At 40.4% G+C, this 23561-nt stretch carries 21 protein-coding genes; 15 read left to right on the forward strand and 6 right to left on the reverse strand.

The annotated features are described in order from the left end of the window. Positions 1–123: 123 nt before the first annotated feature. Positions 124–720 carry a molybdenum cofactor guanylyltransferase gene (locus O1D97_RS17810; protein WP_269127526.1) on the forward strand — a complete coding sequence of 199 codons (597 nt, stop codon included), beginning with the start codon at positions 124–126 and terminating at the stop codon, positions 718–720. Between the two features lie 7 nt (positions 721–727). Here the strand turns inward: O1D97_RS17810 and O1D97_RS17815 are convergent, their stop codons facing one another. From O1D97_RS17815 to purM, 3 genes are read right to left on the reverse strand one after another with little or no spacing between them, the layout of a single operon-like run. Beyond that, positions 728–1441, reverse strand: coding sequence for a DUF3108 domain-containing protein (locus O1D97_RS17815; RefSeq protein WP_269127527.1), 714 nt, complete (start codon positions 1439–1441; stop codon positions 728–730). A gap of 14 nt (positions 1442–1455) precedes the next feature. After that, positions 1456–2109, reverse strand: coding sequence for a phosphoribosylglycinamide formyltransferase (gene purN, locus O1D97_RS17820; RefSeq protein ID WP_269127528.1), 654 nt, complete (start codon positions 2107–2109; stop codon positions 1456–1458). Next, a complete protein-coding gene (gene purM, locus O1D97_RS17825) occupies positions 2106–3164 on the reverse strand; it encodes a phosphoribosylformylglycinamidine cyclo-ligase (protein ID WP_269127529.1) in 1059 nt (352 codons plus the stop codon). Before purM ends, purN begins: the two co-directional genes overlap by 4 nt. 118 nt (positions 3165–3282) lie before the next feature. Between purM and O1D97_RS17830 the strand changes: the two genes are divergently transcribed. Together O1D97_RS17830 and O1D97_RS17835 are read left to right on the forward strand one after the other, a co-directional pair. Then, entirely contained in the window at positions 3283–4365 is a 1083-nt protein-coding gene (locus O1D97_RS17830) for a DUF2066 domain-containing protein (RefSeq protein WP_269127530.1), read from the forward strand. Between the two features lie 2 nt (positions 4366–4367). Further along, complete coding sequence (locus tag O1D97_RS17835) at positions 4368–4598, forward strand: hypothetical protein (RefSeq protein ID WP_269127532.1); 231 nt, start codon at positions 4368–4370, stop codon at positions 4596–4598. A gap of 71 nt (positions 4599–4669) precedes the next feature. Here O1D97_RS17835 and gltA read toward each other — a convergent pair whose 3' ends face one another. Then, positions 4670–5953 (reverse strand): citrate synthase, encoded by a 1284-nt coding sequence (gltA, locus tag O1D97_RS17840; protein ID WP_269127533.1) that lies wholly within the window; start codon positions 5951–5953, stop codon positions 4670–4672. A gap of 561 nt (positions 5954–6514) precedes the next feature. On the opposite strand from gltA, the gene sdhC reads away from it, so the two are divergent. The 11 genes from sdhC to O1D97_RS17895 all read left to right on the forward strand — a co-directional run bounded on the left by sdhC (position 6515) and on the right by O1D97_RS17895 (position 20518). Then, positions 6515–6892, forward strand: a complete 378-nt coding sequence (sdhC, locus tag O1D97_RS17845; protein WP_269127534.1) for a succinate dehydrogenase, cytochrome b556 subunit — start codon at positions 6515–6517, stop codon at positions 6890–6892. Continuing rightward, positions 6886–7233 carry a succinate dehydrogenase, hydrophobic membrane anchor protein gene (sdhD, locus tag O1D97_RS17850; RefSeq protein ID WP_269127535.1) on the forward strand — a complete coding sequence of 116 codons (348 nt, stop codon included), beginning with the start codon at positions 6886–6888 and terminating at the stop codon, positions 7231–7233. Before sdhC ends, sdhD begins: the two co-directional genes overlap by 7 nt. Positions 7234–7236: 3 nt before the next feature. After that, positions 7237–9009 (forward strand): succinate dehydrogenase flavoprotein subunit, encoded by a 1773-nt coding sequence (sdhA, locus tag O1D97_RS17855; protein ID WP_269127537.1) that lies wholly within the window; start codon positions 7237–7239, stop codon positions 9007–9009. Between the two features lie 14 nt (positions 9010–9023). After that, positions 9024–9728 (forward strand): succinate dehydrogenase iron-sulfur subunit, encoded by a 705-nt coding sequence (locus O1D97_RS17860; protein WP_269127538.1) that lies wholly within the window; start codon positions 9024–9026, stop codon positions 9726–9728. Between the two features lie 366 nt (positions 9729–10094). Further along, positions 10095–12926: a 2-oxoglutarate dehydrogenase E1 component gene (locus O1D97_RS17865; RefSeq protein ID WP_269127539.1), complete on the forward strand. Its 2832-nt coding sequence runs from the start codon at positions 10095–10097 to the stop codon at positions 12924–12926. A gap of 49 nt (positions 12927–12975) precedes the next feature. Beyond that, positions 12976–14502: a 2-oxoglutarate dehydrogenase complex dihydrolipoyllysine-residue succinyltransferase gene (odhB, locus tag O1D97_RS17870; RefSeq protein ID WP_269127540.1), complete on the forward strand. Its 1527-nt coding sequence runs from the start codon at positions 12976–12978 to the stop codon at positions 14500–14502. 133 nt (positions 14503–14635) lie between these two features. Continuing rightward, complete coding sequence (lpdA, locus tag O1D97_RS17875) at positions 14636–16075, forward strand: dihydrolipoyl dehydrogenase (protein WP_269127541.1); 1440 nt, start codon at positions 14636–14638, stop codon at positions 16073–16075. 99 nt (positions 16076–16174) lie between these two features. Next, positions 16175–17341: an ADP-forming succinate--CoA ligase subunit beta gene (sucC, locus tag O1D97_RS17880; RefSeq protein WP_269127542.1), complete on the forward strand. Its 1167-nt coding sequence runs from the start codon at positions 16175–16177 to the stop codon at positions 17339–17341. Further along, entirely contained in the window at positions 17341–18213 is an 873-nt protein-coding gene (gene sucD, locus O1D97_RS17885; protein WP_269127543.1) for a succinate--CoA ligase subunit alpha, read from the forward strand. The genes sucC and sucD overlap by 1 nt, the downstream gene beginning before the upstream one ends. Positions 18214–18368: 155 nt before the next feature. Further along, entirely contained in the window at positions 18369–19589 is a 1221-nt protein-coding gene (lhgO, locus tag O1D97_RS17890) for an L-2-hydroxyglutarate oxidase (RefSeq protein WP_269127544.1), read from the forward strand. 89 nt (positions 19590–19678) lie between these two features. After that, positions 19679–20518, forward strand: coding sequence for a DNA ligase (locus O1D97_RS17895; protein WP_269127545.1), 840 nt, complete (start codon positions 19679–19681; stop codon positions 20516–20518). 13 nt (positions 20519–20531) lie between these two features. Here the strand turns inward: O1D97_RS17895 and O1D97_RS17900 are convergent, their stop codons facing one another. Together O1D97_RS17900 and xthA are read right to left on the reverse strand one after the other, a co-directional pair. Continuing rightward, positions 20532–20852, reverse strand: a complete 321-nt coding sequence (locus tag O1D97_RS17900) for an ArsR/SmtB family transcription factor (protein ID WP_269127546.1) — start codon at positions 20850–20852, stop codon at positions 20532–20534. A gap of 162 nt (positions 20853–21014) precedes the next feature. Then, a complete protein-coding gene (gene xthA, locus O1D97_RS17905; protein WP_269127548.1) occupies positions 21015–21824 on the reverse strand; it encodes an exodeoxyribonuclease III in 810 nt (269 codons plus the stop codon). 276 nt (positions 21825–22100) lie between these two features. Here xthA and gorA point away from each other — a divergent pair, with 276 nt between their 5' ends. Then, positions 22101–23507, forward strand: coding sequence for a glutathione-disulfide reductase (gorA, locus tag O1D97_RS17910; protein ID WP_269127549.1), 1407 nt, complete (start codon positions 22101–22103; stop codon positions 23505–23507). Positions 23508–23561: the final 54 nt, after the last annotated feature.

A 23561-nucleotide genomic window follows, 5' to 3' on the forward strand; every position in this document is an offset into this window, starting at 1 on the left:
ATTATTGTTTGCTATTTAGGTGCGTTTTTTTGCGTGAATTGTTAACTCTTTAGCAAGGAGTGATAATATTGTCGGCATGACTTTGTGTGTAAAATTTTGGTATTAATGATAAGGAATTGAAAATTGTCGTCCCCTAAGATTGAACAAACTGAGTTTCAATGTGTTGGCGTGGTATTGGCTGGTGGGCAAGCGCTTAGAATGGAAGGAAAAAACAAGGCGTTGCAAGAATACAAGGGAAGACACTTGTATGCATATGTTTTAGATGCAATGAGTGCAGTACTGGGGTCAATTAGTATCAACGTAAACAACAATCAAGCTGAATTTTTAGAGAATGATCTCTGTATTTTTTCTGATGCTCCAAGTTATTTAAAATGTGGACCTCTTTCAGGGATAATGACAGCGTTAAATAAATATCAAGCAACCCACTCCCATATCCTTTTTTCTCCCTGTGATACGCCTTTAGTGCCTAGTGATGTTTTTGGTGTTCTAGTTGAAAGAGCAAGGCAGAATCCTGAATCTGTATTTTTTATGAAAACAGAATCTGGAGTCCAACCATTACATGCTATTATTCCGGTTACTCTTGTTAATCATTTGTCTGATTTTTTGCAGCAGAGGCAGTATAAAGTCATGGCATTTTATAGAATGATCGCGGCTGAAGAGATACATTGGGACGACGAGAGTGTATTTAAGAATATTAATTACTTAGAAGAACTGTCGTAGCCTATATCTATTCTATGCTTTTTATTTCTAATAAATAGGATTCTTTGTTTTCAACATACTTCATTTTAACTAATAGAAAGTCGTATTCAGGTGCGAAGTAAAATACAGATTCTCTATCGTTATTTTGGGAATCTGTTCTGACTACTTTAACCGTATCTAAATCTCCAAGTCTGGTTTTGATTTTTTGGGTACCGATCCGCGCAAAAGTCCAATACTTTAATCGACCACCGTCTGCAATTTCGTAATGCAAATCTTCCCGGTTGGCTTTCAGGTCTTGTCGTAACTGTAATTGAATTCCAAGTTTATCTATGGTTTTTTCGTGAATATCCATTTTCCATGGCTTGTTCTTGATATCATTTTCAACTTGCATTTTTTCCCAGTCGAATGTCAGCTTAGCTTCGCGTTTTTTCCCGAGGAGTTGGCTTTTATAATAATAGTTTTCTGGGCGAATCTGATTACCAATAAGTTGGAACGATACATTCTCTGTCAAAGAGGCAAAAAAAGTGGATGCTTTGAATTCAAAAAACCAATGATCTTGTTCTTTGGTCAGCACTTGCATTCCCTCGACCTCAAAACTAACGCCTTTTTTCCATGTGGTACTGTATATGGCCTTATATGGGAAAAATAACTTGCTTGTCTTTGACCCTGTATCAGATGAAGAGATAGCAGGCTGACTTAATAACCCCAATATTGAGACCAATAATATGAGTTTTGCTCGCATACTATCTCCTTAAATTAGTGAATATCGTGTTGATACCTTATTCCAGTATCAGGCAAAAGCTCAGAATCGAGCATAACCTTTCCTGATTTATAGGCAAGTCTTTTTTCAGAAAACCATTTTACGGCTAATGGATAAATTTTATGCTCTAAGGCATGCACTTTTTTTGCCAAAGTCTCTGCATTGTCATTTGCCTCTATTTCTGTAGCGGCTTGCAAGACGATAGCGCCAGCATCCAGTTCAGCGGTAACAAAGTGTACACTTACGCCGTGTTCTTTGTCTCCTGCATCAATGGCTCTCTGATGAGTATTGAGCCCTTTATATTTAGGTAATAGCGAAGGGTGAATATTCAGCATTTTACCATCATAATGACGAGTAAAGCCCTCTGTTAGAATTCTCATAAAACCAGCTAGTATAACCAAATCGGCTTGATGAGTGTCTATTTCAAGTTGAAGTTGGGCATCAAACTCTTCACGAGAAGCAAAATCTTTATGATTGATCGAAATAGCCGGAATCCCCGCTTTTGACGCACGTTCTAGACCAAATGCATTGGCGTTATTGCTAATGACAGCATTTATCTTGATATCAAGTTTACCCTCCAAGCTTTGATCTATCAAAGCTTGGAGGTTGCTGCCGCTGCCTGATATTAAGACAACAACGGATAGACTCATGCACCGGCCTCTAAATCAGAAATATAAACTTCCTGATCCGTTGTGCGAGAACGGATATCTCCAATTATCCACGCATTCTCCCCTTCAGCTTGCAAGATATCTAAGGCTTGTTGCGCTTTCTCTGAATCAATGCACAATACCATGCCTACGCCACAGTTTAATACTCGATACATTTCTTCTTGTTCAACATTGCCTTGTTCTTGAAGCCAATTAAAGACCTCAGGGCGAACCCAAGAATCGGCATCAATATAAGCGGCCGCATCTTCAGGTAGAACGCGAGGGATATTTTCTAAAAGGCCGCCACCTGTGATATGTGCAAGAGCATTTACATCCATTGTTTCCATCAGTTTTAAAATGGATTTAACGTATATTTTCGTTGGTTCCATTAATGCGTCTTGAAGTTTGACTCCTGCGATGTTCTGAGATAGATCCGCTTTTGATACTTCAATGATTTTTCGAATTAAGGAGTAACCATTAGAATGAGGTCCAGAAGAACCTAAAGCGATCAGAGTATCACCCGCTTTTACTTTAGAGCCGTCAATGATTTTCTCTTCTTCAACAACACCGACGCAAAAGCCAGCTAAGTCGTAGTCGCCATCATGGTACATACCGGGCATTTCAGCGGTTTCACCACCAACTAATGCACATCCCGCTTGTAGACAACCTTCTCCAATACCTGTAACAACATTAGCGGCAACATCAATATCCAGCTTACCTGTCGCATAGTAGTCAAGAAATAATAACGGTTCAGCACCTGCAACAACTAAATCGTTGACGCACATGGCAACCAAATCAATACCAATAGTGTCATGCTTGTTTATGTCCATAGCCAGACGTAATTTAGTGCCAACGCCATCAGTACCAGAAACAAGAATGGGATTTTTATATTTTGTTGGTAGGCGTGTTAAAGCGCCAAAGCCACCTAATCCGCCCATGACTTCTGGACGACGGGTTTTTTTGCTAACACCTTTAATTCGTTCTACTAGTTGGTTGCCTGCGTTAATATCGACGCCTGCGTCTTTATAACTAATCGATGCTTTATCCGATTTGGTCATTGCCTATGCCTTATCATGATGTGGGGATTTAAAACCGCATTTTAACATAGAGTTTCAATAGGGCTATGGTTCTTTGCCCGTTACACAGTAGAATATGTAAATATTTAAAGGGAGAGCTATGAAAAATCGTATTTTAATCCTTATGTTTTGTGTTTTTTGGATGCCTATCAGTTTTGCTGACACGATAACCGGTCTGTATAGGGCCGAAATTATTTTGCCGAGCAATTTAACGGAAGGTCAACTTTTGGGTGCAGCGTTTAAACAAGCGGCAAAAAATGTGCTGATTAAAGTGTCTGGTCGCCCAGATTTAATTAATACCACGATTAAAGATAATGATTTGAAGAGTGCGCCTGCTTGGGTTGCTCAACATTCCATTTTATCATCGGATCAATTGGTGCAATTTAATGGCGAAATGGTCAGTTCAAAAAAAGTAGTTGTCACTTTTTATGAGCAATCCATTAATTTGTTTTTAATTGATAGGAAAATTGCTATTTGGGGAAATAATCGCCCCTCTGTCCTTGTGTGGTTACTGGAAGATAACGGAAGAGGTAGGAATTTGTCTGGGGTGAACTCTCCTTCAGCTTTGTTGTCTGCTGTTGCAACTCATGCGGCCGATAATGGCTTGCCTATTTATGCACCTATTCTAGATGAAGTTGATGTCAACGCGGTTTCCATTTCTGCGCTTTGGGGGTTCTTTGAAGAAGAGGTAGCGCAAGCAAGTAAGCGTTATCAAACGGATCTTTTTAGTGTTGTGAGAGTAAGTCATGTATCAAACAAGCAATCGGTCGATATAAGAGTGTATTTTCCTTCAGGAGAGATTATCCCTCTTAGTTTTGATATTGCAAATAACGCTAATGTCGCATTGGTAATTAATAATGAGCTCTCTCAATTGTTGTCAGAGCGTTATGCCGCGGTAAGAGGGGCAGATGAAGAGTTCAGTCTAAAAATGCGCTTAGTCGGTATTGATACATACGATAAAATGCAAAAAGTTCAAAACTACCTAGATTCAATTACTTTGGTTAGGAAGTGGCATTTAGCCTCGTTAAAAGATGGGGAAGTCGTTTATATTATTCAATCTGATGGCGGTGTTAAGAAATTGAAAGATTCTATAGCACTTAATACCGTTCTTACTGAGAACCCTTTAAGTGCACTCGATCCAAATGCGAATATATCATTATCTTATGAATTTAAAGGAAAATAGATATGACATTAGTAAAAGAGGAAGTCTGTCGCGAATTAGACTTTTATAACCGCACAGAAGAAGAGCAAAATGATTTTCTTGCAATGACTTGGTGTAATGATTGTCAGGAGATGGATCTAGGTATGGAGGATCCAAAAGAATATTACTCAGACTCTCGACACTGGATAGCGGGTAAATGTAAGGTATGCAAGACGGAAGTTATCACAGAAATTCAAGAGGGGGATGAGGAATAGCAAATCCCCCTCTTGACTCTTAGATATAAAAAAACCGCTATAGAGGCGGTTTTTTTATATCTGTAACAACTTTATTTAGCTTCGGGGTAATCTCTTTCTGGAACACCAACATATAGTTGGCGTGGACGACCGATCTTGTATGGCCCCGTTATCATTTCATTCCAATGAGAGATCCAGCCGATGGTTCGGGACATCGCGAAAATTACAGTGAACATACTTGTTGGAATACCGATCGCTTTCATAATGATGCCTGAATAGAAATCAACATTTGGGTATAATTTTCTTTCAATGAAGTAAGGGTCTTCTAGAGCGATTTGTTCCAAGCGTTTTGCTATTTTCAGTAGTGGGTCATTAGATAGACCTAGCTCTGACAATACCTCGTCGCATGTTTCACGCATGACTTTTGCTCTAGGATCAAAGTTTTTGTACACACGATGACCAAATCCCATCAACCTAAATGGGTCATTTTTATCTTTTGCTTTCGCAATAAATTCATCAATATTAGATTCGTCACCAATTTCCTCAAGCATGGTTAATACTGCTTCATTAGCGCCGCCATGAGCGGGACCCCAAAGTGTCGCGATACCTGCTGCGATACAAGCGAATGGATTTGCTCCAGATGATCCGGCAAGTCGAACGGTTGATGTAGAGGCGTTCTGCTCATGATCAGCGTGCAAAATGAAAATTCGATCCATTGCTTTAGCGAATACAGGATTAACCACATATTCTTCGCAGGGAGTGGCAAACATCATGTGTAGGAAGTTTTCAGAGTAGGATAGCTCATTACGAGGATACATTACAGGCTGTTCTTTCGAATACTTATAACATGTGGCGGCCAAAGTAGGCATTTTTGATATTAAGCGAACTGCCGCGATCTCGCGATGCTCTGGTTTAGTAATATCCATGTGATCTTGGTAGAAGGCCGATAGTGCACCGACTAAACCACACATTATCGCCATTGGATGCGCATCATTTCGGAAACCTTCAATGAACTTATACATTGATTGGTTAACCATGGTGTGGTTTGAAACTGTTTTAACAAAGGTCTCTTTTTCTTCAGGAGTAGGTAATTCTCCATGAAGAAGTAGATAACAGGTTTCTAAATAATCAGAGTGTTCGGCAAGTTGGGCTATAGGGTAGCCTCTGTGAAGCAGTATGCCTGCGTCGCCATCAATATAGGTGATGGCTGATTCACAAGAACCAGTAGACATAAAACCAGGGTCATAAGTGAAAATGCCGTTTGAACCTAATGAACGAACATCAATTACGTCTGTTCCAAGAGTGCCACTTAATACGGGTAACTCGATTGTCTTATCAATGCCATCTATCGTCAGTCGTGCTTTTTTATCAGCCATTTTGGTCTCCTTTGAGTTCTGGTCCGGGGCTTAAAATGCCTTATATTGGCATAGTGGACCCAGAAGGTGCGGAAAAAATACTGTTTGTGGGATATAAATGTCAATCTATCAAAGTTCGTTGATGAAAGAAATTTACATAAAATTTATGTTTATAATTACATATTTATTCTAGCTTGTAACCGCTTTTATTCTGTTTGTTTTGATTATCTTGTTGATTTAAAAGGTTTTATTTTTTTATTGGGTCTATTTTTTTTATGTTGTTTTATACCATTATTGTTTGTCTTTATGGCTACATTCATGTCGTGAATGCTGATCATTGTAAAGAGGGTGTTTTGTGTATTTGTCTTAGTAAAAACTGCTGGTTTATAATTACCCCGTAAGGATTTCATTGATTTGTAGGTGTTTTAAGTTAAAGGTGTATGGTGAGTCATCTTTAGCTAACGTCTTTAAATCGATGGGATTTTTTTAGTGGACCTAAAAATAGAGTAGTGTGAGTCTGTTCTGTAACTGAAATAGGTCGTGATTGACCCTTCAATCAACTTAAAAATGGTGTATAGAGTCGTGAATAAAAAAAGACCAGTCAATCTTGATATTGCTACAATATCAATGCCCGTAACCGCAATTGTATCTATCCTTCATCGTGTAACAGGAATCATCCTCTTTATCGGATTAGCATTCTTGTTTTATGCGTTTGATGTTTCTTTGGATTCTCAAGAAGGTTTTGATCAAGTCGTCAACACATTGCAAACAAGTTTTTTAGCTAAGTTTATTATCTGGGGAACTGTATCTGCTCTGATGTATCATCTAGTTGCTGGCGTTAAACATTTGTTTATGGATTTAGGTTATTTCGAGGAACTTGAAAGTGGGCAAGCTGCCGCTAAAGCAAACCTTGTAATAGCTGGAATTTTAATTCTATTAGTAGGAGTGTGGATATGGTAACTCAGATAACCAGCTTTGGTCGTTCCGGCCTTTATGATTGGATGATGCAGCGTATATCTGCTCTTGTTCTCTCTCTATACACATTGTTTATCCTAGGTTATTTGGTCTTTAATCCTGACCTTACTTACGATCAGTGGAGTGGTTTGTTTGAAACCACATGGGTAAGGATCTTTAGCTTACTCACACTACTTTCAATAGGCGTGCACTCTTGGATTGGCCTTTGGTCAGTTTCCACAGACTATATAAAAGCAACTGGTGTGCGTTTCTTTTTTCAATCCGTATGTGGCTTAGTTATGTTTGTCTATGTTGCATGGGGAATTCAGGTTCTTTGGGGGCTATAAGTAATGGCAAATATTCGTACAATTTCTTTTGATGCCATTGTTATCGGTGGCGGCGGTGCAGGTATGCGCGCTGCGTTACAATTAACCGAATCAGGTTTGAATACCGCTTGTGTAACTAAGGTTTTTCCAACTCGTTCTCATACAGTATCGGCGCAAGGTGGTATTACTTGTGCGATTGCAAGTGATGATCCAAATGATGATTGGCGCTGGCATATGTACGACACTGTAAAAGGGTCGGACTATATCGGTGATCAAGATGCAATTGAATACATGTGTTCTGTAGGGCCTCAGGCTGTTTTTGAGCTAGAGCACATGGGACTACCATTTTCTCGTACTGAAAATGGCCGTATTTATCAGCGTCCATTCGGTGGTCAGTCTAAAGATTATGGTAAAGGTGGTCAGGCAGCGCGTACCTGTGCAGCGGCTGACCGTACAGGTCATGCTCTTTTGCATACGCTTTATCAAGGTAACTTGAAAGGTGGAACGACTTTCTTTAATGAATGGTATGCCGTTGACCTAGTTAAAAACAACGAAAATGCCGTTGTTGGTGTGATTGCTATTTGTATCGAAACGGGAGAGACCGTTTATCTAAAAGCGAAAGCAACTGTTTTAGCAACAGGTGGAGCTGGTCGTATTTATCAATCGACTACCAATGCACACATTAACACGGGTGATGGTGTTGGTATGGCGTTACGAGCTGGATTTCCTATGCAAGACATGGAAATGTGGCAATTCCACCCGACAGGTATCTACGGTGCAGGCACCTTGGTAACAGAAGGATGTCGTGGTGAAGGTGGTTATTTAATTAATAAAGACGGCGAACGTTTCATGGAACGTTATGCTCCTAATGCTAAAGATTTGGCTGGCCGTGATGTTGTTGCTCGTTCCATGATTTTAGAAATCCTTGAAGGTCGTGGCTGTGGTCCAGACGGCGATCATGTATTGCTTAAGTTAGATCACCTTGGTGAAGAAACGTTGAATAAACGTTTACCTGGTATCCTAGAGTTATCTCGTACCTTTGCTCACGTAGATCCAGTTAAAGAGCCTATTCCAGTTATTCCTACATGCCATTACATGATGGGTGGAACACCAACTAATGTTGGTGGGCAAGCTCTTATGGTAGATGGTGAAGGCAATGAAAGTATTGTTGATGGATTGTACGCCTGTGGCGAAGCTGCTTGCGTTTCTGTTCATGGTGCTAACCGCTTAGGCGGTAATTCATTGTTAGATTTGGTTGTGTTTGGTCGTGCGGTAGGTTTACAAGTTAAAAAATCTCTTGATGAAGGTTTTGATTCCCTTGATGCGGATGAGACTAATATTGAAAAAGCAATGGCTCGTTTGAATCGCTTAAATAACTCTACATCAGGTGAAAGTGTTGCCGCCGTTCGAGCAGATCTTCAAAAAACCATGCAGCTTTATTTCGGTGTGTTCCGCGATGGTGAAGCAATGCAAACGGGTCTGACACAATTGAAAGAGATTCGTAAACGTGTTGAGAACTTGCATTTAGAAGATAAGAGTCAAGCGTTTAATACCGCGCGTATTGAAGCCCTAGAGCTTGAAAACTTGTTAGAAGTTGCTGAAGCTACGGCTATTCCAGCCGAATTCCGTAAAGAAAGTCGTGGTGCACATGCACGTAATGACTATACTGAGCGTGATGATGAAAACTGGTTGAAGCACTCTCTTTTCCACCCAGCAGATAAAAAAGTAACGAAACGTGATGTTAACTTCGCCCCTAAAACGGTAGAAGCATTCCCACCCAAAATTCGTTCTTACTAAGGAGTGTAGTTTAAATGTTAGTTAGTATTTATCGTTATAATCCTGAAGTAGATGACGCTCCATACATGAAGGATTATCAAATCGATTTGCCAGCAGGTAAAGATTTGATGGTTTTGGATGTGTTACAGTTATTGAAAGAACAGGATTCATCTATTTCTTATCGTCGTTCATGCCGTGAAGGTGTGTGTGGTTCAGACGGTATGAATATGAATGGCAAGAATGGCTTAGCCTGTATAACACCAGTTTCAGCTGCAGCTAAAGATGATAAGCTTATTTTACGCCCTCTGCCGGGTTTACCTGTAGTGCGTGATTTAGTTGTTGATATGGGGCAATTCTACAAACAGTATGAAAAAATTCGTCCGTATTTGATCAATGAATCTCCAGCTCCAGCCATTGAGCGACTACAATCACCAGAAGAGCGAGAAAAGCTTGATGGTTTGTATGAGTGTATTCTTTGTGCTTGTTGTTCTACTGCTTGCCCATCATTTTGGTGGAACCCTGATAAATTTGTTGGGCCGTCAGGTCTATTGCAAGCCTATCGTTTCTTAATCGATAGTCGTGATACGGCAACACAAGAACGTTTGTCTGATCTAGATGATCCATTCAGTGTGTTCCGTTGCCATGGTATTATGAATTGTGTCAATGTTTGCCCTAAAGGTTTAAATCCTACAAAAGCAATTGGCAACATTCGTACAATGCTATTGCAAAGAGCGACTTAAGAGCCATGTGTATGAAGTCTGTGTTAAATAGAAATTATTAGCCGTCTTCTAGGCGATATTGGCTTTCCCAATATCGCCATTTTATTATTTGAAAAGAATTAAGAATCGACCTCATGTCGTTTGGATGCACAAAGAAAAACTAACTGTTTCAACCAATTATATGGAAGTGGGTGTATTTTCTAATGGCTTTATTAGTGAAGCTGTTAAAGTAATATATAGTTATTTTAGTATTAACTCATGCAGGGCGAGTTGTTGTACTACATAATTCTAGGCTTTAGTGGCCAATTTGGGCCGAAATAAGTCAACGAATTAAAAGATTGATGGCGCCAATAATGGTAGCTGGCTCGAACATAAGGGTGATCGAGAATGCACGAAAGTTTAATGGAGTTGCTATGGAGCACCTCGCATTTTTCAGGTGGAAACTTGGAGTATGTGGAGGGTTTATTTGAAAGTTACCTCGTTGATCCGAACTCGGTTTCGGAAGAATGGCGTAAATGTTTTGATCAATTACCACGAGTAAGTGAGGAATATTCAACAGATGTCCCTCATTCGGTAATCCAAGAACAATTTCTACAGTTAAGTAAAAATCAAAATCGTTTTCAGGTATCAGCTGCAAATGTTGGTTCTGATCATGAACAAAAGCAAATTAAAGTTTTGCAGTTGATTAATGCGTATCGAGTACGTGGGCATCAGCACGCTAGTCTTGATCCGTTAGGCCTACAAGTTAGACATAAAGTGTCTGATTTAGAATTAGGTTATCATCAGCTTACAGGCGCAGATTTAGACACTGAGTTTAATACCGGGTCTTTATTTTTTAATAAAGAAACGATGAAGCTTAGCGATATTATTGCCGATTTAAATAAAACCTACTGTGATAGCGTTGGTTATGAGTATATGCACATTGTTGATACTCAAGAAAAACGCTGGCTTCAACAACGTATTGAGTCGGTTAAGTCTCATCCAGACTTTGAATCTGATACACGTACTAGTTTGTTAGAGCGTTTAACGGCTGCTGAAGGGTTAGAAAAATATTTGGCGAGTCGATATCCTGGTGCTAAGCGTTTTGGCTTGGAAGGTGCTGAAAGTCTAATACCAATGATGAATGAACTGATTCAGCGCTCAGGATCCTTGGGTGCCAAAGAAGTTGTGATAGGTATGGCTCACCGTGGTCGCTTAAATGTTTTGGTAAACACCTTGGGTAAAAACCCGAAAGACTTATTTGATGAGTTTGAAGGTAAGAAATTAGTTAATACCTCAGGTGATGTTAAGTATCATCAAGGCTTCTCATCTAATGTGATGACGGAAGGTGGAGAAGTTCATATTGCTCTATCTTTTAATCCATCCCACTTAGAGATCGTTTCTCCTGTGGTTGAAGGTTCTGTTCGCGCAAGACAAGATCGTAGAGCCGATCCTCAGGGCAAAAAGGTGGTTCCGATCTCGATTCATGGCGATGCAGCATTTGCTGGTCAAGGTGTCGTGATGGAAACCTTTCAGATGTCTCAAACTCGCGCCTATAAAACAGGCGGAACCATCCATATTGTTATCAATAACCAAGTTGGTTTTACAACAAACCGTCAAGAAGACAGTCGTTCTACTGAATACTGTACTGATATTGCAAAAATGGTACAGGCTCCGATCTTTCACGTGAATGGTGATGATCCAGAAGCGGTTCTTTTTGTGACTCAATTGGCGTTAGATTATCGTTATGAGTTTGGTCGTGATGTTGTCATCGATATGGTTTGTTATCGTCGTCGTGGTCATAATGAAACAGATGAGCCATCTGGTACTCAACCATTGATGTATTCTGTGATTAACAAGTTAAAAACAACACGTACACAGTATGCTGATTTACTTGTTAATAAAGGCGTTATTGATAAATCTGTTGCAGATAAAATGGTAGATGAAAATCGCCAAGACCTTGATGATGGTAAACATACCGTTAAAAGCCTTGTTCTTGAGTCTCAAACAGGCTCCTTTGTTGATTGGACTCCTTACCTGAATATTGAATGGGATGCCGGTGCAGATACAACGTATCCACTTGCTAAGCTTCAAGAGGTTGCTCGTAAGTTAACATCCATTCCTGATGGTATTGTTGTTCAAAGACAAGTGCAAAAAATATACGAAGACAGAGATAAAATGAGTGCCGGTGCATTACCTCTAAATTGGGGTTATGCAGAAACATTAGCGTTTGCGACTTTGTTAGAGCAGGGTTATCCGATTCGTATTACGGGTCAAGATTCTGGTCGTGGTACTTTTTCTCACAGGCATGCGGTGATTCACAATCAGAAAGATGGCAATAGTTATACGCCATTAAAGAACCTGTTTGAAGGTCAACCTCAAATGGATTTATTCGATTCATATTTGTCTGAAGAAGCGGTTTTAGCGTTTGAGTATGGTTACTCGACAACAGCGCCTAAAGGCTTGATTATTTGGGAAGCACAATTTGGTGACTTTGCTAACGGTGCTCAGGTTGTAATAGATCAGTTCATTACAAGTGGAGAGCATAAGTGGGGCAGACTATGTGGTTTAACCATGCTGTTACCTCATGGTTATGAAGGTCAAGGACCAGAGCATTCTTCTGCACGTTTAGAACGCTTCTTACAATTGTGTGCCGAGTATAATATTCAAGTGTGTGTGCCAACAACACCTGCACAGATTTATCACATACTTCGTCGCCAAGCGATTCGTCCTTTAAGACGTCCATTGATCATTATGTCTCCTAAGAGTTTGTTGAGACATAAGCAAGCTACGTCTACTTTAGAAGATTTGTCTGAAGGTAGTTTCCAGAATGTATTACCTGAGACGTCAGAAAATATAGTGCCTAAAAATGTGAAGCGCTTAGTGATCTGTAGCGGTAAAATATATTACGACTTAATTAATCGTCGTGAAGCCTTGGAAAAAGACGACATTGCTGTGATTAGATTGGAGCAATTGTACCCATTCCCATATGAGGACTTTAGAGAAGTACTTGCACCGTATACAGAAGTGGAAACGCTTGTATGGTGTCAAGAAGAGCCTAAAAACCAAGGGGCTTGGCATGCAAATCGCCATCGTATGAATCGTATATTAGAAGAACTATATCCTCAGCTGAAAATTCGTTTTGCAGGACGTATCTCGTCTGCAGCGCCAGCGGCGGGTTATATGTCTATACACGTTGAAGAACAAGAAGCATTAGTGAATGACGCCTTAGTTGGTTAGTTATTCGTTTGATTAGTAAAATAGCCTATCAAAAAGATAAGGGTATCAAATGAGCATTGAAATTAAAGCACCCGTTTTTCCAGAGTCAGTAGCTGACGGTACCGTTGCTACTTGGTATAAAAAAGCTGGCGAGTCTTGTACTCGTGACGAACACATTGTTGATATTGAAACAGATAAAGTTGTTCTTGAAGTTGTTGCGCCTGCAGATGGTGTTCTTCAAGATATTCTAAAAAATGAAGGTGATGTTGTTTTAAGTAATGAAGTTTTAGCTATGTTTTCTGAAGGTGGCGCTGCTGCGACGTCGGCCCCTGCAGAAAAAGCTGCTGCAACGCCTGCTGAAGCAAGTGCGCCAGCCGCTTCTAACGCATCAGAAACCGTTGATATTAAAGCACCAACTTTCCCTGAGTCTGTTGCTGATGGAACGGTTGCAACTTGGTACAAAAAACCAGGTGAAGCGTGTGAGCGAGATGAGCATCTAGTTGATATCGAAACAGATAAAGTTGTATTAGAAGTTGTTGCTCCGGCAGCGGGTGTTCTTGGTGAACTTGTTGCTAATGAAGGTGACACAGTTATGAGTGACCAAGTACTAGCGGCATTCCTTGTAGGCGCTACTAATGCAGCAGCACCTGCGACAGTTGCTCCGGTAGCTAATACAGATGATAGTGATTCGGCAGATGGTGTAGCAGGTCCTGCTGCTCGTAAGGCTTTGGCTGAAGCGGGTCTAACAGTTGCTCAAGTTAAGGGCACTGGTAAGGGCGGCCGTATTACTAAAGAAGACGTTGATGCGGCATTGAAACAAAAAGCCTCGCAACCAGCGGTGGCAGCACCTGTAGCGAAAGCAGCAGTGCCAGCGCCTATCGCAAATACAGATGGACGTGTAGAAAAACGCGTACCAATGACTCGTTTGCGTGCAACTATTGCTCGTCGCTTAGTGGAAGCTCAACAGACTGCCGCCATGTTAACTACATACAATGAAGTGAACATGGGTCCTATCATGGAGTTGCGTGCTAAGTATAAAGAGCTTTTCCTGAAGAAGCACGATGGTACTAAATTGGGTTTCATGTCTTTCTTTGTGAAAGCTTGTACAGAGGCGCTTAAACGTTTCCCTGCCGTGAATGCATCTATTGATGGTAACGACATGGTTTACCATGGATACCAAGATATTGGTGTCGCAGTTTCTACAAGCCGAGGCTTAATGGTTCCAGTGCTTCGTAACACAGATTCGATGGGGCTAGCGGATATTGAAAGTACTATCATGGACTTCGCATTGCGTGGTCGTGATGGCAAGCTTGGTCTTGATGATATGCAAGGCGGTACATTCACTATTACTAATGGCGGTACTTTTGGTTCATTACTGTCTACTCCGATTTTGAATCCACCTCAAACGGCGATTCTTGGTATGCACAAGATCCAAGAGCGTCCTATGGCAGTTAATGGCCAAGTGGTTATTCAGCCAATGATGTACCTAGCTTTGTCTTATGACCACCGTATGATTGATGGTAAAGAAGCCGTACAGTTCTTGGTAACAGTGAAAGAGCTTTTAGAAGATCCTGCACGTCTATTGCTTGATGTATAATTGCTGACTTCTGAGTTGAAAAATGTGTAGAGGTTTGATGATCCATAAGGTTGTTTACCGTCTACACATTTCGATTGTAATTAAAACTAAGAAACCGCTTATTAGGTTTCATTAGTCAAAAATGGAAATAACTATGTCTACTAAATTTGATGTTGTGGTAATTGGTGGTGGTCCTGGTGGTTATGTTGCCGCTATCCGCGCTGCGCAATTGGGTTTGAAAACGGCTTGTATTGAAAAATGGTTAGATAAAAATAATACTCCTCGTTTAGGCGGAACATGCTTAAATGTTGGTTGTATCCCCTCTAAAGCATTATTAGACTCTTCCCATAAATACCATGATGCCAAAGAGTCTTATGGCGTACATGGTATTACGGTTGGTGATGTTGCTATGGATGTGAGTGTCATGGTTGATCGCAAAGATAAAATTGTTGATCAATTGACTAGTGGCATTACAGGTCTATTCAAAGCTAATGGTGTAACGAGTTTTGAAGGTATGGGTAAAGTTCTATCCAGTAAAAAAGTAGAATTTACGGCCCATGACGGCACTGTTTCTGTTATTGAAACGGAAAACGTGATTCTAGCGACGGGTTCTGTTCCTGTGAACATTCCACCGGCACCTCGCACTGGTGATATCATTGTTGATAATGAAGGTGCATTGGACTTCCGTACTGTTCCTAAGCGTCTTGGTGTTATTGGTGCAGGCGTTATCGGTTTAGAGTTAGGTTCTGTTTGGGCTCGATTGGGTTCCGAAGTCGTTGTTCTTGAAGCACAAGATTCGTTTTTAAGTGTTTGTGATATCGATGTTGCTAAAGAAGCGGCAAAAGTATTCAAAAAGCAACACATGGACATTCGCCTAGGCGCTCGTGTTACTGGCAGTGAGATTAACGGTGAAGAAGTTAATGTGACTTACCTTGACGCAAAAGGTGAAGAGCAGAAGCAAACATTTGATAAATTGATTGTCGCGGTTGGTCGTAAGCCTTTCACCGATGGTTGTTTAGCTGCAGATTCTGGTGTGAAACTGGATGAACGTGGTTTTGTTTTTGTTGATGAGCAGTGCAAAACATCGGTTCCTGGTGTTTACGCGATTGGTGATATTGTTCGTGGCCCTATGCTTGCACATAAAGCATCTGAAGAAGGTGTGATGGTTGCTGATATTATTGCTGGCCATAAAGCACAAATGAACTATGACTGCATTCCTTCTGTTATCTATACACACCCAGAACTTGCTTGGGTTGGTAAAACAGAGCAAGAATTAAAAGCGGACGGCGTTAAATACAAAGTGGGTAAATTTCCATTTGCCGCGTCTGGTCGTGCGATGGCGGCAAATGACACAACAGGCTTTGTAAAAATGATTGCTTGTGAGGAGACGGATCGTATTCTAGGTTGCCATATTATTGGTGCCGGCGCAGCCGATCTGATTGCCCAAGCTGTTATCGCAATGGAATTTGGTTCTACAGCAGAAGACATTGCTCTGACTGTATTCGCTCACCCAACAGTGAGTGAAGCGGTTCATGAAGCAGCTCTTGCTGTTGATAATCATGCAATTCATATTGCAAATCGTAAAAAGCGTTAGATTAATAAAGTTTGCTGACTTTGCTTCAGAGTCAGCATTTTGTTGTTTATCAATTGGTAAACAACGTTTTCAATAAATTCAGATGAGCGGAATAAGCGAATGAACTTACACGAATATCAGGCAAAACAGCTTTTTGCTGAATATGGCCTGCCAGTATCGACAGGGTATGCATGTGACACGCCAGAAGAAGCAGTAGAAGCTGCTAAAAAGATTGGCGGTGACATGTGGGTAGTTAAAGCGCAAGTTCACGCGGGTGGCCGTGGTAAAGCAGGTGGTGTAAAACTTGTTAAAACTCATGATGAGATTGCCGCATTTGCTTCTCAATGGCTAGGTAAAAACTTAGTAACTTACCAAACTGATGAGAATGGTCAGCCTGTTGCAAAGATCTTAGTTGAATCTTGTACTGACATTGCTAACGAATTATATCTTGGTGCGGTTGTTGACCGTTCTACTCGTCGTGTAGTATTCATGGCGTCTACCGAAGGTGGTGTGGACATTGAGAAAGTGGCGGAAGAAACGCCACACTTGATCCACAAAGCAATTATTGATCCTTTGGTTGGTGCTCAACCTTACCAGGCACGTGAATTAGCATTTAAATTAGGTCTTAACCCAGTTCAAATTAAACAGTTCACTAAGATCTTCTTAGGTCTATCTCAAATGTTCCATGATTGTGATTTCGCACTTCTTGAAATCAACCCATTGGTTATTACAGACGAAGGTAATCTTCATTGCTTAGATGGAAAAATCAATATCGATAGTAATGCGGTATACCGTCAGAAGAAAATGCAAGCGTTCCATGATCCATCTCAAGAAGATGCTCGCGAAGCTCACGCAGCCTCTTTTGAATTAAACTATGTGGCTCTAGACGGTAATGTTGGTTGCATGGTAAACGGTGCTGGTCTTGCGATGGGTACAATGGATATCGTAAACCTACATGGCGGCAAGCCAGCTAACTTCTTAGACGTTGGCGGCGGCGCGACAAAAGAACGTGTTTCTGAAGCATTTAAAATCATCCTTTCTGATGACAATGTAAAAGCGGTATTGGTTAATATCTTTGGTGGTATCGTTCGTTGCGATATGATCGCTGAAGGTATTATTGGTGCTGTTAAAGAAGTAGGTGTTCAGGTTCCTGTTGTTGTACGTCTTGAAGGTACAAATGCAGATCTAGGACGTGAAGTTCTTGCTAAATCTGATCTTGATATCATTGCTGCTACTAGTCTAAAAGACGCGGCTGTACAAGTTGTTAAAGCTGCGGAGGGCAAATAATGTCTGTCTTAATTAATAAAGATACTAAAGTAATCTGCCAGGGTTTTACTGGTGGACAAGGTACATTCCATTCTGAGCAAGCGATTGCTTATGGAACCAAAATGGTTGGTGGTGTGACTCCTGGTAAAGGTGGTCAAACACATTTAGGTCTTCCTGTATTCAATACAGTTAAAGAAGCGGTTGAAGAAACGGGTGCTGAAGCGTCTGTAATCTATGTACCAGCGCCTTTCTGTAAAGATTCTATCTTAGAAGCAGCGAACAGCGGCATTAAATTGATCGTTTGTATCACTGAAGGTATCCCTACTTTGGATATGCTTGATTGCAAAGTGGCTTGTGATCAACTTGGTGTACGTCTAATTGGTCCAAACTGCCCAGGTGTAATCACTCCTGGTGAATGTAAAATCGGTATCATGCCTGGTCATATCCATTTACCGGGTAAAGTTGGTATCGTATCTCGTTCAGGTACATTGACTTATGAAGCGGTTAAGCAAACTACGGATGCTGGTTTCGGCCAATCTACTTGTGTAGGTATTGGTGGTGACCCAATTCCAGGTACAAACTTCATTGATGTACTAGAATTATTTGAAAATGACCCTCAAACTGAAGCAATCGTTATGATTGGTGAAATTGGTGGTACTGCAGAAGAAGAAGCGGCTGCTTACATTAAAGCAAACGTAACTAAACCAGTTGTTTCTTATATTGCTGGTGTTACTGCACCTGCTGGTAAACGTATGGGCCATGCTGGTGCCATTATTTCTGGTGGTAAAGGTACGGCGGATGAAAAATTTGCTGCATTAGAAGACGCAGGTGTTAAAACGGTTCGTTCTTTGGCCGACATTGGTGATGCACTAAAAGAATTGACTGGTTGGTAAGCAACTAAGTTGATCTGGTAGTATCTAAAAATCCTCGCATCTGCGGGGATTTTTTTATTCTACCATCGCGTGTATGTGCGAATATCTTTATGATAAATGGAGGTATTAATATGACAATAGAGATTTAATGACTAGACTTCGAGAGAGTAAATGAAATGGCTGATTCTATGAACTGTGATTATGATATTGCTATTATTGGCGGAGGAATTGTAGGGCTGGCAACGGCTTGGCAGTTAACTCAAGCTCATCCTCGTAAAAAAATTGCTTTGATCGAAAAAGAGACAGGCGTTGGTCTTCACCAAACGGGTCATAATAGTGGCGTTATACATGCCGGTGTATATTATCCTCCAGGAAGTTTGAAAGCTCAGTTTTGCAAAATTGGTTCAAATGAAATTAAAACTTTCTGTCATAAACACCAAATTGACTTTGAGGTTTGCGGAAAATTATTAGTAGCAACTAATTCACTTGAAGTGGAAAGAATGGATGCGCTTTATAAGCGCTGTCTGGAAAATGAGATAAAAGTCGAATTATTAGATAAGGCGGCTTTGAAGGTGAAAGAACCAAATATTAAAGGTGAATCAGCTATTTTAGTGCATGAGACAGGTATTGTAGACTATCAGAAAATTTGTCAGAAACTTTCTGAATTATTTGTTGAAAATGGTGGCCAGTTATTCATGGATTCAAAGGTAACTTCATTAAAAGAAAATGCCTCAGAAGTGATTATTAAACTAGGTAATCAGTCAATAGTAACGCGTTATTTAGTATCTTGCGCAGGTCTGATGGCCGATAGAATAACGAAGATGCTAGGTATTCCAACAGACTTTCAAATTATTCCATTTAGAGGCGAGTACTATCAATTACCACCTAGTCACAATCAAATAGTAAACCACCTAATTTATCCAATCCCAGACCCCGAGCTTCCTTTCTTAGGTGTGCACTTGACTCGTATGATAGATGGTAGTGTTACTGTAGGCCCCAATGCGGTTCAAGGCTGGAAAAGGGAAGGTTATGGGAAAGTAAACTTTAGTATTAAAGATACTTTGCAGATGCTTTTATTTACCGGTTATTGGAAGTTGCTGACCAATCATTGGAAAACAGGGTTGCAAGAAACTCGTAATTCTTGGATGAAATCTGGCTATCTAGCTCAAGTCAACAAATACTGTGATCAAGTCTCTGAATCAGATTTATTAGCGTATCCTGCCGGCGTTCGGGCTCAAGCAGTTATGAAAGATGGTAGCTTGGTACATGACTTTTTATTTGCGCAAAGTAAGCGTACTTTACATGTTTGTAATGCGCCTTCCCCAGCCGCGACATCCTCTTTTCCTATCGGCCGTCATATTATCGAAAAATTGGATGATATAATGACAGAGGTTTGAAGGATTGATTACTCAATAAGTAATTTGCTAAAGTTAGCTGAACATGTACTGAATTTAGTAACATGGCTATTCAAGATCAAGGAGGATCTATGAAAAAGATAAGAATGGTGTGCGCCGTTTTATGGCTGTCAGTAATGTCTCTTTCGTTGCTAGCGGCTTCGCCCCCAGTGCAATTAGCGCAAGTTTATACAGACGAGTTACCGGTAACGGAATACTTGGTAAGTGAGAAACTCGACGGTATTCGAGCTATTTGGAAAGATGGGCAATTCGTCACCAAAACTGGTAAGCAGATCTTCGCTCCTGACTGGTTTACAGAAGACTTACCTGATGTGTGGTTGGACGGTGAATTGTGGAGTAAGCGACAAGATTTTGAATTTATTCAATCCACAGTATTAAGTTATAAACCAAATGAAAATCACTGGCAAAATATCCATTACATGGTGTTTGATGCGCCCAATCAAAAACAACCATTTAGTGAGAGAGCTCGGTATTATAAAACACTGCTGGAAAGACTAGGTTTGAAGCATATTCGGCCTATTGAACAGTTTGCTATAGAGTCTCGCGGAGTGTTACTGCAACATCTAGATGAGTATGTTGCGAGAGGAGCTGAAGGCCTCATGCTGCATAGGAAAGACGCTATGTTTCAAGACGGAAGAAGTAATGCTTTGGTGAAATTAAAGCCTTATATGGATTCTGAAGCGGTTGTGATTGGATATGTAGCAGGGAAAGGGCGTAACCAAGATCGAATGGGGGCGTTAATTGTAAAAACACAGTCTGGAATTGTCTTTAAAATAGGTTCAGGGTTTACAGATGGTGAACGTAATAATCCACCAAAAGTTGGTGAAACTATTACGTTTAAATATCATGGCCTAACAAAAAACTCCGTGCCGAAGTTTGCAAGCTTTCTTCGAGTGAGAAAAGACGAGTAAATGGCCTCGGTGCTTAGGATTTAGGGCTGCAGAATAAATCATGCAGGGTGCGGATGAATGCGACAGTTTTTCCATCCGCAATTGAGTAATAAATGCTTTGCGAATCCCGTCGTGTTTTTACCAAGCCGTCTTTTCTTAATACAGCGAGGTGTTGAGACAGGGCCGATTGACTTAAAGGTAGCTTTTCATTAATGGAGCCAACAGTGTGTTCTTCATCTAGTAAATGGCAGAGAATAATTAAGCGTTTTTCATTGCTTAAAGCCTTAAGAAAACTAGAGGCCTGTTTAGCATTATTTAACATCTCATCGACGTCAGAATTTTTAGTGTGATTCATTATTTTCCCAGAATTTTTTATTATTTGTATTCAATTCATATAAACAATCCACATCTAATGTGGATAAGTTGCGTAGAACTTTAGCAAAATCCTATGAAAGAGTTATAACATCGAACCATGCCAGTTTGGTCGTTTTATAACCAAATTGGCTTGGCGATTTTATTAGAGAGAAAAGGTTGCCCATATTGGCGCATGATCTGATGGTTTCTCCATACCTCTAATATCATAATCTACTTCACTTTCAAGCAAATTTGGCATTAACCCGCTAGACGCCATGATGACGTCAATTCTAAGACCGCGTTTAGGTGTGTCATTAAACCCTTTTGACCGATAGTCGAACCAACTAAAACGGTCATTTACTAATGGGTGTAAATGTCGGAATGTGTCTGTGAATCCCCAGTCTTTTAGAGTGGCAAACCATTCTCTCTCTTCCGGTAAAAAGCTGCATTTTCCTGATTTTAACCAGCGTTTTGCATTAACCTCTCCAATGCCTATATCAAGGTCTGTGGGAGAAATATTAACGTCACCCATGACAATGATTTTTTCGCCTGGATTTTGATTTTCTAAATAGGACATTAAGTCACGATAGAATTTACGCTTGGCAGGGAATTTAGTTTCGTGGTCTCTATTTTCACCTTGAGGGAAGTATCCATTAATGACTTTTACTGGACCTGAAGGAGTATCAAAGGTCGCTATAATCATTCTTCTTTGTGCGTCTTCATCATCGTCCGGAAAACCATACTCGACAGCAACGGCTTCCTGTTTGCTAAAAATGGCCACGCCATAATGGGATTTTTGCCCGAAGTAATAGGCATGATACCCGATGGATTCGGGAATGTTATGAGGAAAAGCTTCATCATGAACCTTGATCTCTTGCAATCCGATCACGTCAGGTTCATGCGACTTTACTAGCTCTTCTAATTGATGTGGTCTGGCACGTAAGCCATTTATATTGAAAGAAATGAATTTCATTATTGCTAAACAACCTCTTATGAAGGTTTGGAGGAACTATCCGAAGATGCTAAAAATTAACTCAGTAATTTTTTGATTATCATTCAATTAGAATAATCAATCAAGAAAAAAGCGACTTCATTGTTTATATATAGGTTTCTCTTATATAACGATTAGCATTAAATATTTTTAATATATTGTAAACATCGAGGAAATTGAATTTTTTCATTTAAAAACTGTCGTATTACTATAATGTATGTAATAAGTTTATTTTTAAAAAATTTAAGAGGTTTATCAATGTCATACCAATATGATTTATTTGTAATTGGCGCTGGGTCTGGTGGTGTACGTGCAAGTCGAATTGCGGCAGGAAAAGGCTATAAAGTGGCGGTAGCTGAGGCCAGCGCGCTAGGCGGTACCTGTGTGAATATTGGTTGTGTGCCAAAGAAACTGTTTGTTTATGGTTCTGAATTTAGTCACGCTTTCAAAGACGCGCAAGGTTATGGCTGGGAAAATGTTTCAGGTGAATTTAATTGGCCTACGTTGCGTGATAATAAAACCGCTGAAATTCAACGTTTAAATGGTATTTATCAATCCATGTTAGACAGAGCGGGTGTAGACATTATTAATGGTTATGCGCGCTTTGTTGATGAACATACAGTTGAAGTGAATGGCACTCAGTATACCGCAGAAAAAATCTTAATCGCGGTTGGAGGTAAACCGTTTATTCCTGAGTTTAAAGGCTCGGATTTAGTGGTGAGTTCAAATGAAATGTTCTTTTTAGAGGCTTTACCTAAAAAAGCATTAGTTGTCGGTGGTGGTTACATTGCTGTTGAGTTTGCCGGTATTTTAAATGGTTTGGGCGTTGATACCACCTTATCTTACCGTGGAGAGCAGGTCTTACGTGGTTTTGATCAAGATATTCGGGACTTTGCACAGGAAGAATACAAGAAAGCTGGTGTGGATGTTCAACTTAATACGGATGTTGAATCGATTCAATTAGTTGATTCGTCAAACCCAGAAGGGGAGCGCTTAGTTCGATTTAAAGATGGTCGTGAAGAAATATTTGGTTTGATTTTGTATGCAACTGGCCGTATCCCATACACAGATTCGTTAGCGCTTGATAAAGCCGGTATTGAGACAGAAAAAGGGGCAATAAAAGTAGATAGCAACTTCACTACCAATGTACCCAGCGTGTTTGCTATTGGGGATGTGATTAATCGTTTGCAATTGACACCGGTAGCGATTGGAGAAGCCATGGCTCTCATCAGTTATTGGTTTGAGGGTAAAGCCGTTACTTTTGATTATGATAACGTACCGACAGCCGTTTTCAGTCAGCCTCAGATTGGTACTGTGGGCTTAGGTGAGGAAGAGGCTGAAAAACGTGGTTACGATTTTAGAGTTTATCAAACCGATTTTAGAGCCATGAAACACACGTTAAGTGGCTCAACAGAAAGAACCTTGATGAAAATGGTGGTGGATAATAAAACGGATAAAGTCCTTGGCGCTCATATGGTAGGTGATTATGCCGGAGAAATCATACAAGGCCTTGGAGTAGCATTGAAAGCCGGTGCGACCAAAGCGGATTTTGATTCTACGGTTGGTGTACATCCAACCAGTGCTGAGGAGTTTGTTACTTTCTCTGAAGCTTCTTTGAAAAAAGGTAATTGGGCTAAAAAGCAAGGTTACGAATATCAAAGGTAAGACTACATTAAACAAACCGTTCAATTGAGCGGTTTGTTGTTTTAGATGAACAAG

Source organism: Marinomonas phaeophyticola (genome assembly GCF_026966905.1).
Taxonomy (GTDB): domain Bacteria; phylum Pseudomonadota; class Gammaproteobacteria; order Pseudomonadales; family Marinomonadaceae; genus Marinomonas; species Marinomonas phaeophyticola.

Excerpts from the sequence above, each read along its gene's own strand:
- O1D97_RS17815 (WP_269127527.1), bottom strand. The coding sequence starts at position 1,441 with ATGCGAGCAAAACTCATATTATTGGTCTCAATATTGGGGTTATTAAGT.
- purN (WP_269127528.1), bottom strand. The coding sequence starts at position 2,109 with ATGAGTCTATCCGTTGTTGTCTTAATATCAGGCAGCGGCAGCAACCTC.
- purM (WP_269127529.1), bottom strand. The coding sequence starts at position 3,164 with ATGACCAAATCGGATAAAGCATCGATTAGTTATAAAGACGCAGGCGTC.
- O1D97_RS17830 (WP_269127530.1), top strand. The coding sequence starts at position 3,283 with ATGAAAAATCGTATTTTAATCCTTATGTTTTGTGTTTTTTGGATGCCT.
- O1D97_RS17835 (WP_269127532.1), top strand. The coding sequence starts at position 4,368 with ATGACATTAGTAAAAGAGGAAGTCTGTCGCGAATTAGACTTTTATAAC.
- gltA (WP_269127533.1), bottom strand. The coding sequence starts at position 5,953 with ATGGCTGATAAAAAAGCACGACTGACGATAGATGGCATTGATAAGACA.
- sdhD (WP_269127535.1), top strand. The coding sequence starts at position 6,886 with ATGGTAACTCAGATAACCAGCTTTGGTCGTTCCGGCCTTTATGATTGG.
- sdhA (WP_269127537.1), top strand. The coding sequence starts at position 7,237 with ATGGCAAATATTCGTACAATTTCTTTTGATGCCATTGTTATCGGTGGC.
- O1D97_RS17860 (WP_269127538.1), top strand. The coding sequence starts at position 9,024 with ATGTTAGTTAGTATTTATCGTTATAATCCTGAAGTAGATGACGCTCCA.
- O1D97_RS17865 (WP_269127539.1), top strand. The coding sequence starts at position 10,095 with ATGCACGAAAGTTTAATGGAGTTGCTATGGAGCACCTCGCATTTTTCA.
- odhB (WP_269127540.1), top strand. The coding sequence starts at position 12,976 with ATGAGCATTGAAATTAAAGCACCCGTTTTTCCAGAGTCAGTAGCTGAC.
- lpdA (WP_269127541.1), top strand. The coding sequence starts at position 14,636 with ATGTCTACTAAATTTGATGTTGTGGTAATTGGTGGTGGTCCTGGTGGT.
- sucC (WP_269127542.1), top strand. The coding sequence starts at position 16,175 with ATGAACTTACACGAATATCAGGCAAAACAGCTTTTTGCTGAATATGGC.
- sucD (WP_269127543.1), top strand. The coding sequence starts at position 17,341 with ATGTCTGTCTTAATTAATAAAGATACTAAAGTAATCTGCCAGGGTTTT.
- lhgO (WP_269127544.1), top strand. The coding sequence starts at position 18,369 with ATGGCTGATTCTATGAACTGTGATTATGATATTGCTATTATTGGCGGA.
- O1D97_RS17895 (WP_269127545.1), top strand. The coding sequence starts at position 19,679 with ATGAAAAAGATAAGAATGGTGTGCGCCGTTTTATGGCTGTCAGTAATG.
- O1D97_RS17900 (WP_269127546.1), bottom strand. The coding sequence starts at position 20,852 with ATGAATCACACTAAAAATTCTGACGTCGATGAGATGTTAAATAATGCT.
- xthA (WP_269127548.1), bottom strand. The coding sequence starts at position 21,824 with ATGAAATTCATTTCTTTCAATATAAATGGCTTACGTGCCAGACCACAT.
- gorA (WP_269127549.1), top strand. The coding sequence starts at position 22,101 with ATGTCATACCAATATGATTTATTTGTAATTGGCGCTGGGTCTGGTGGT.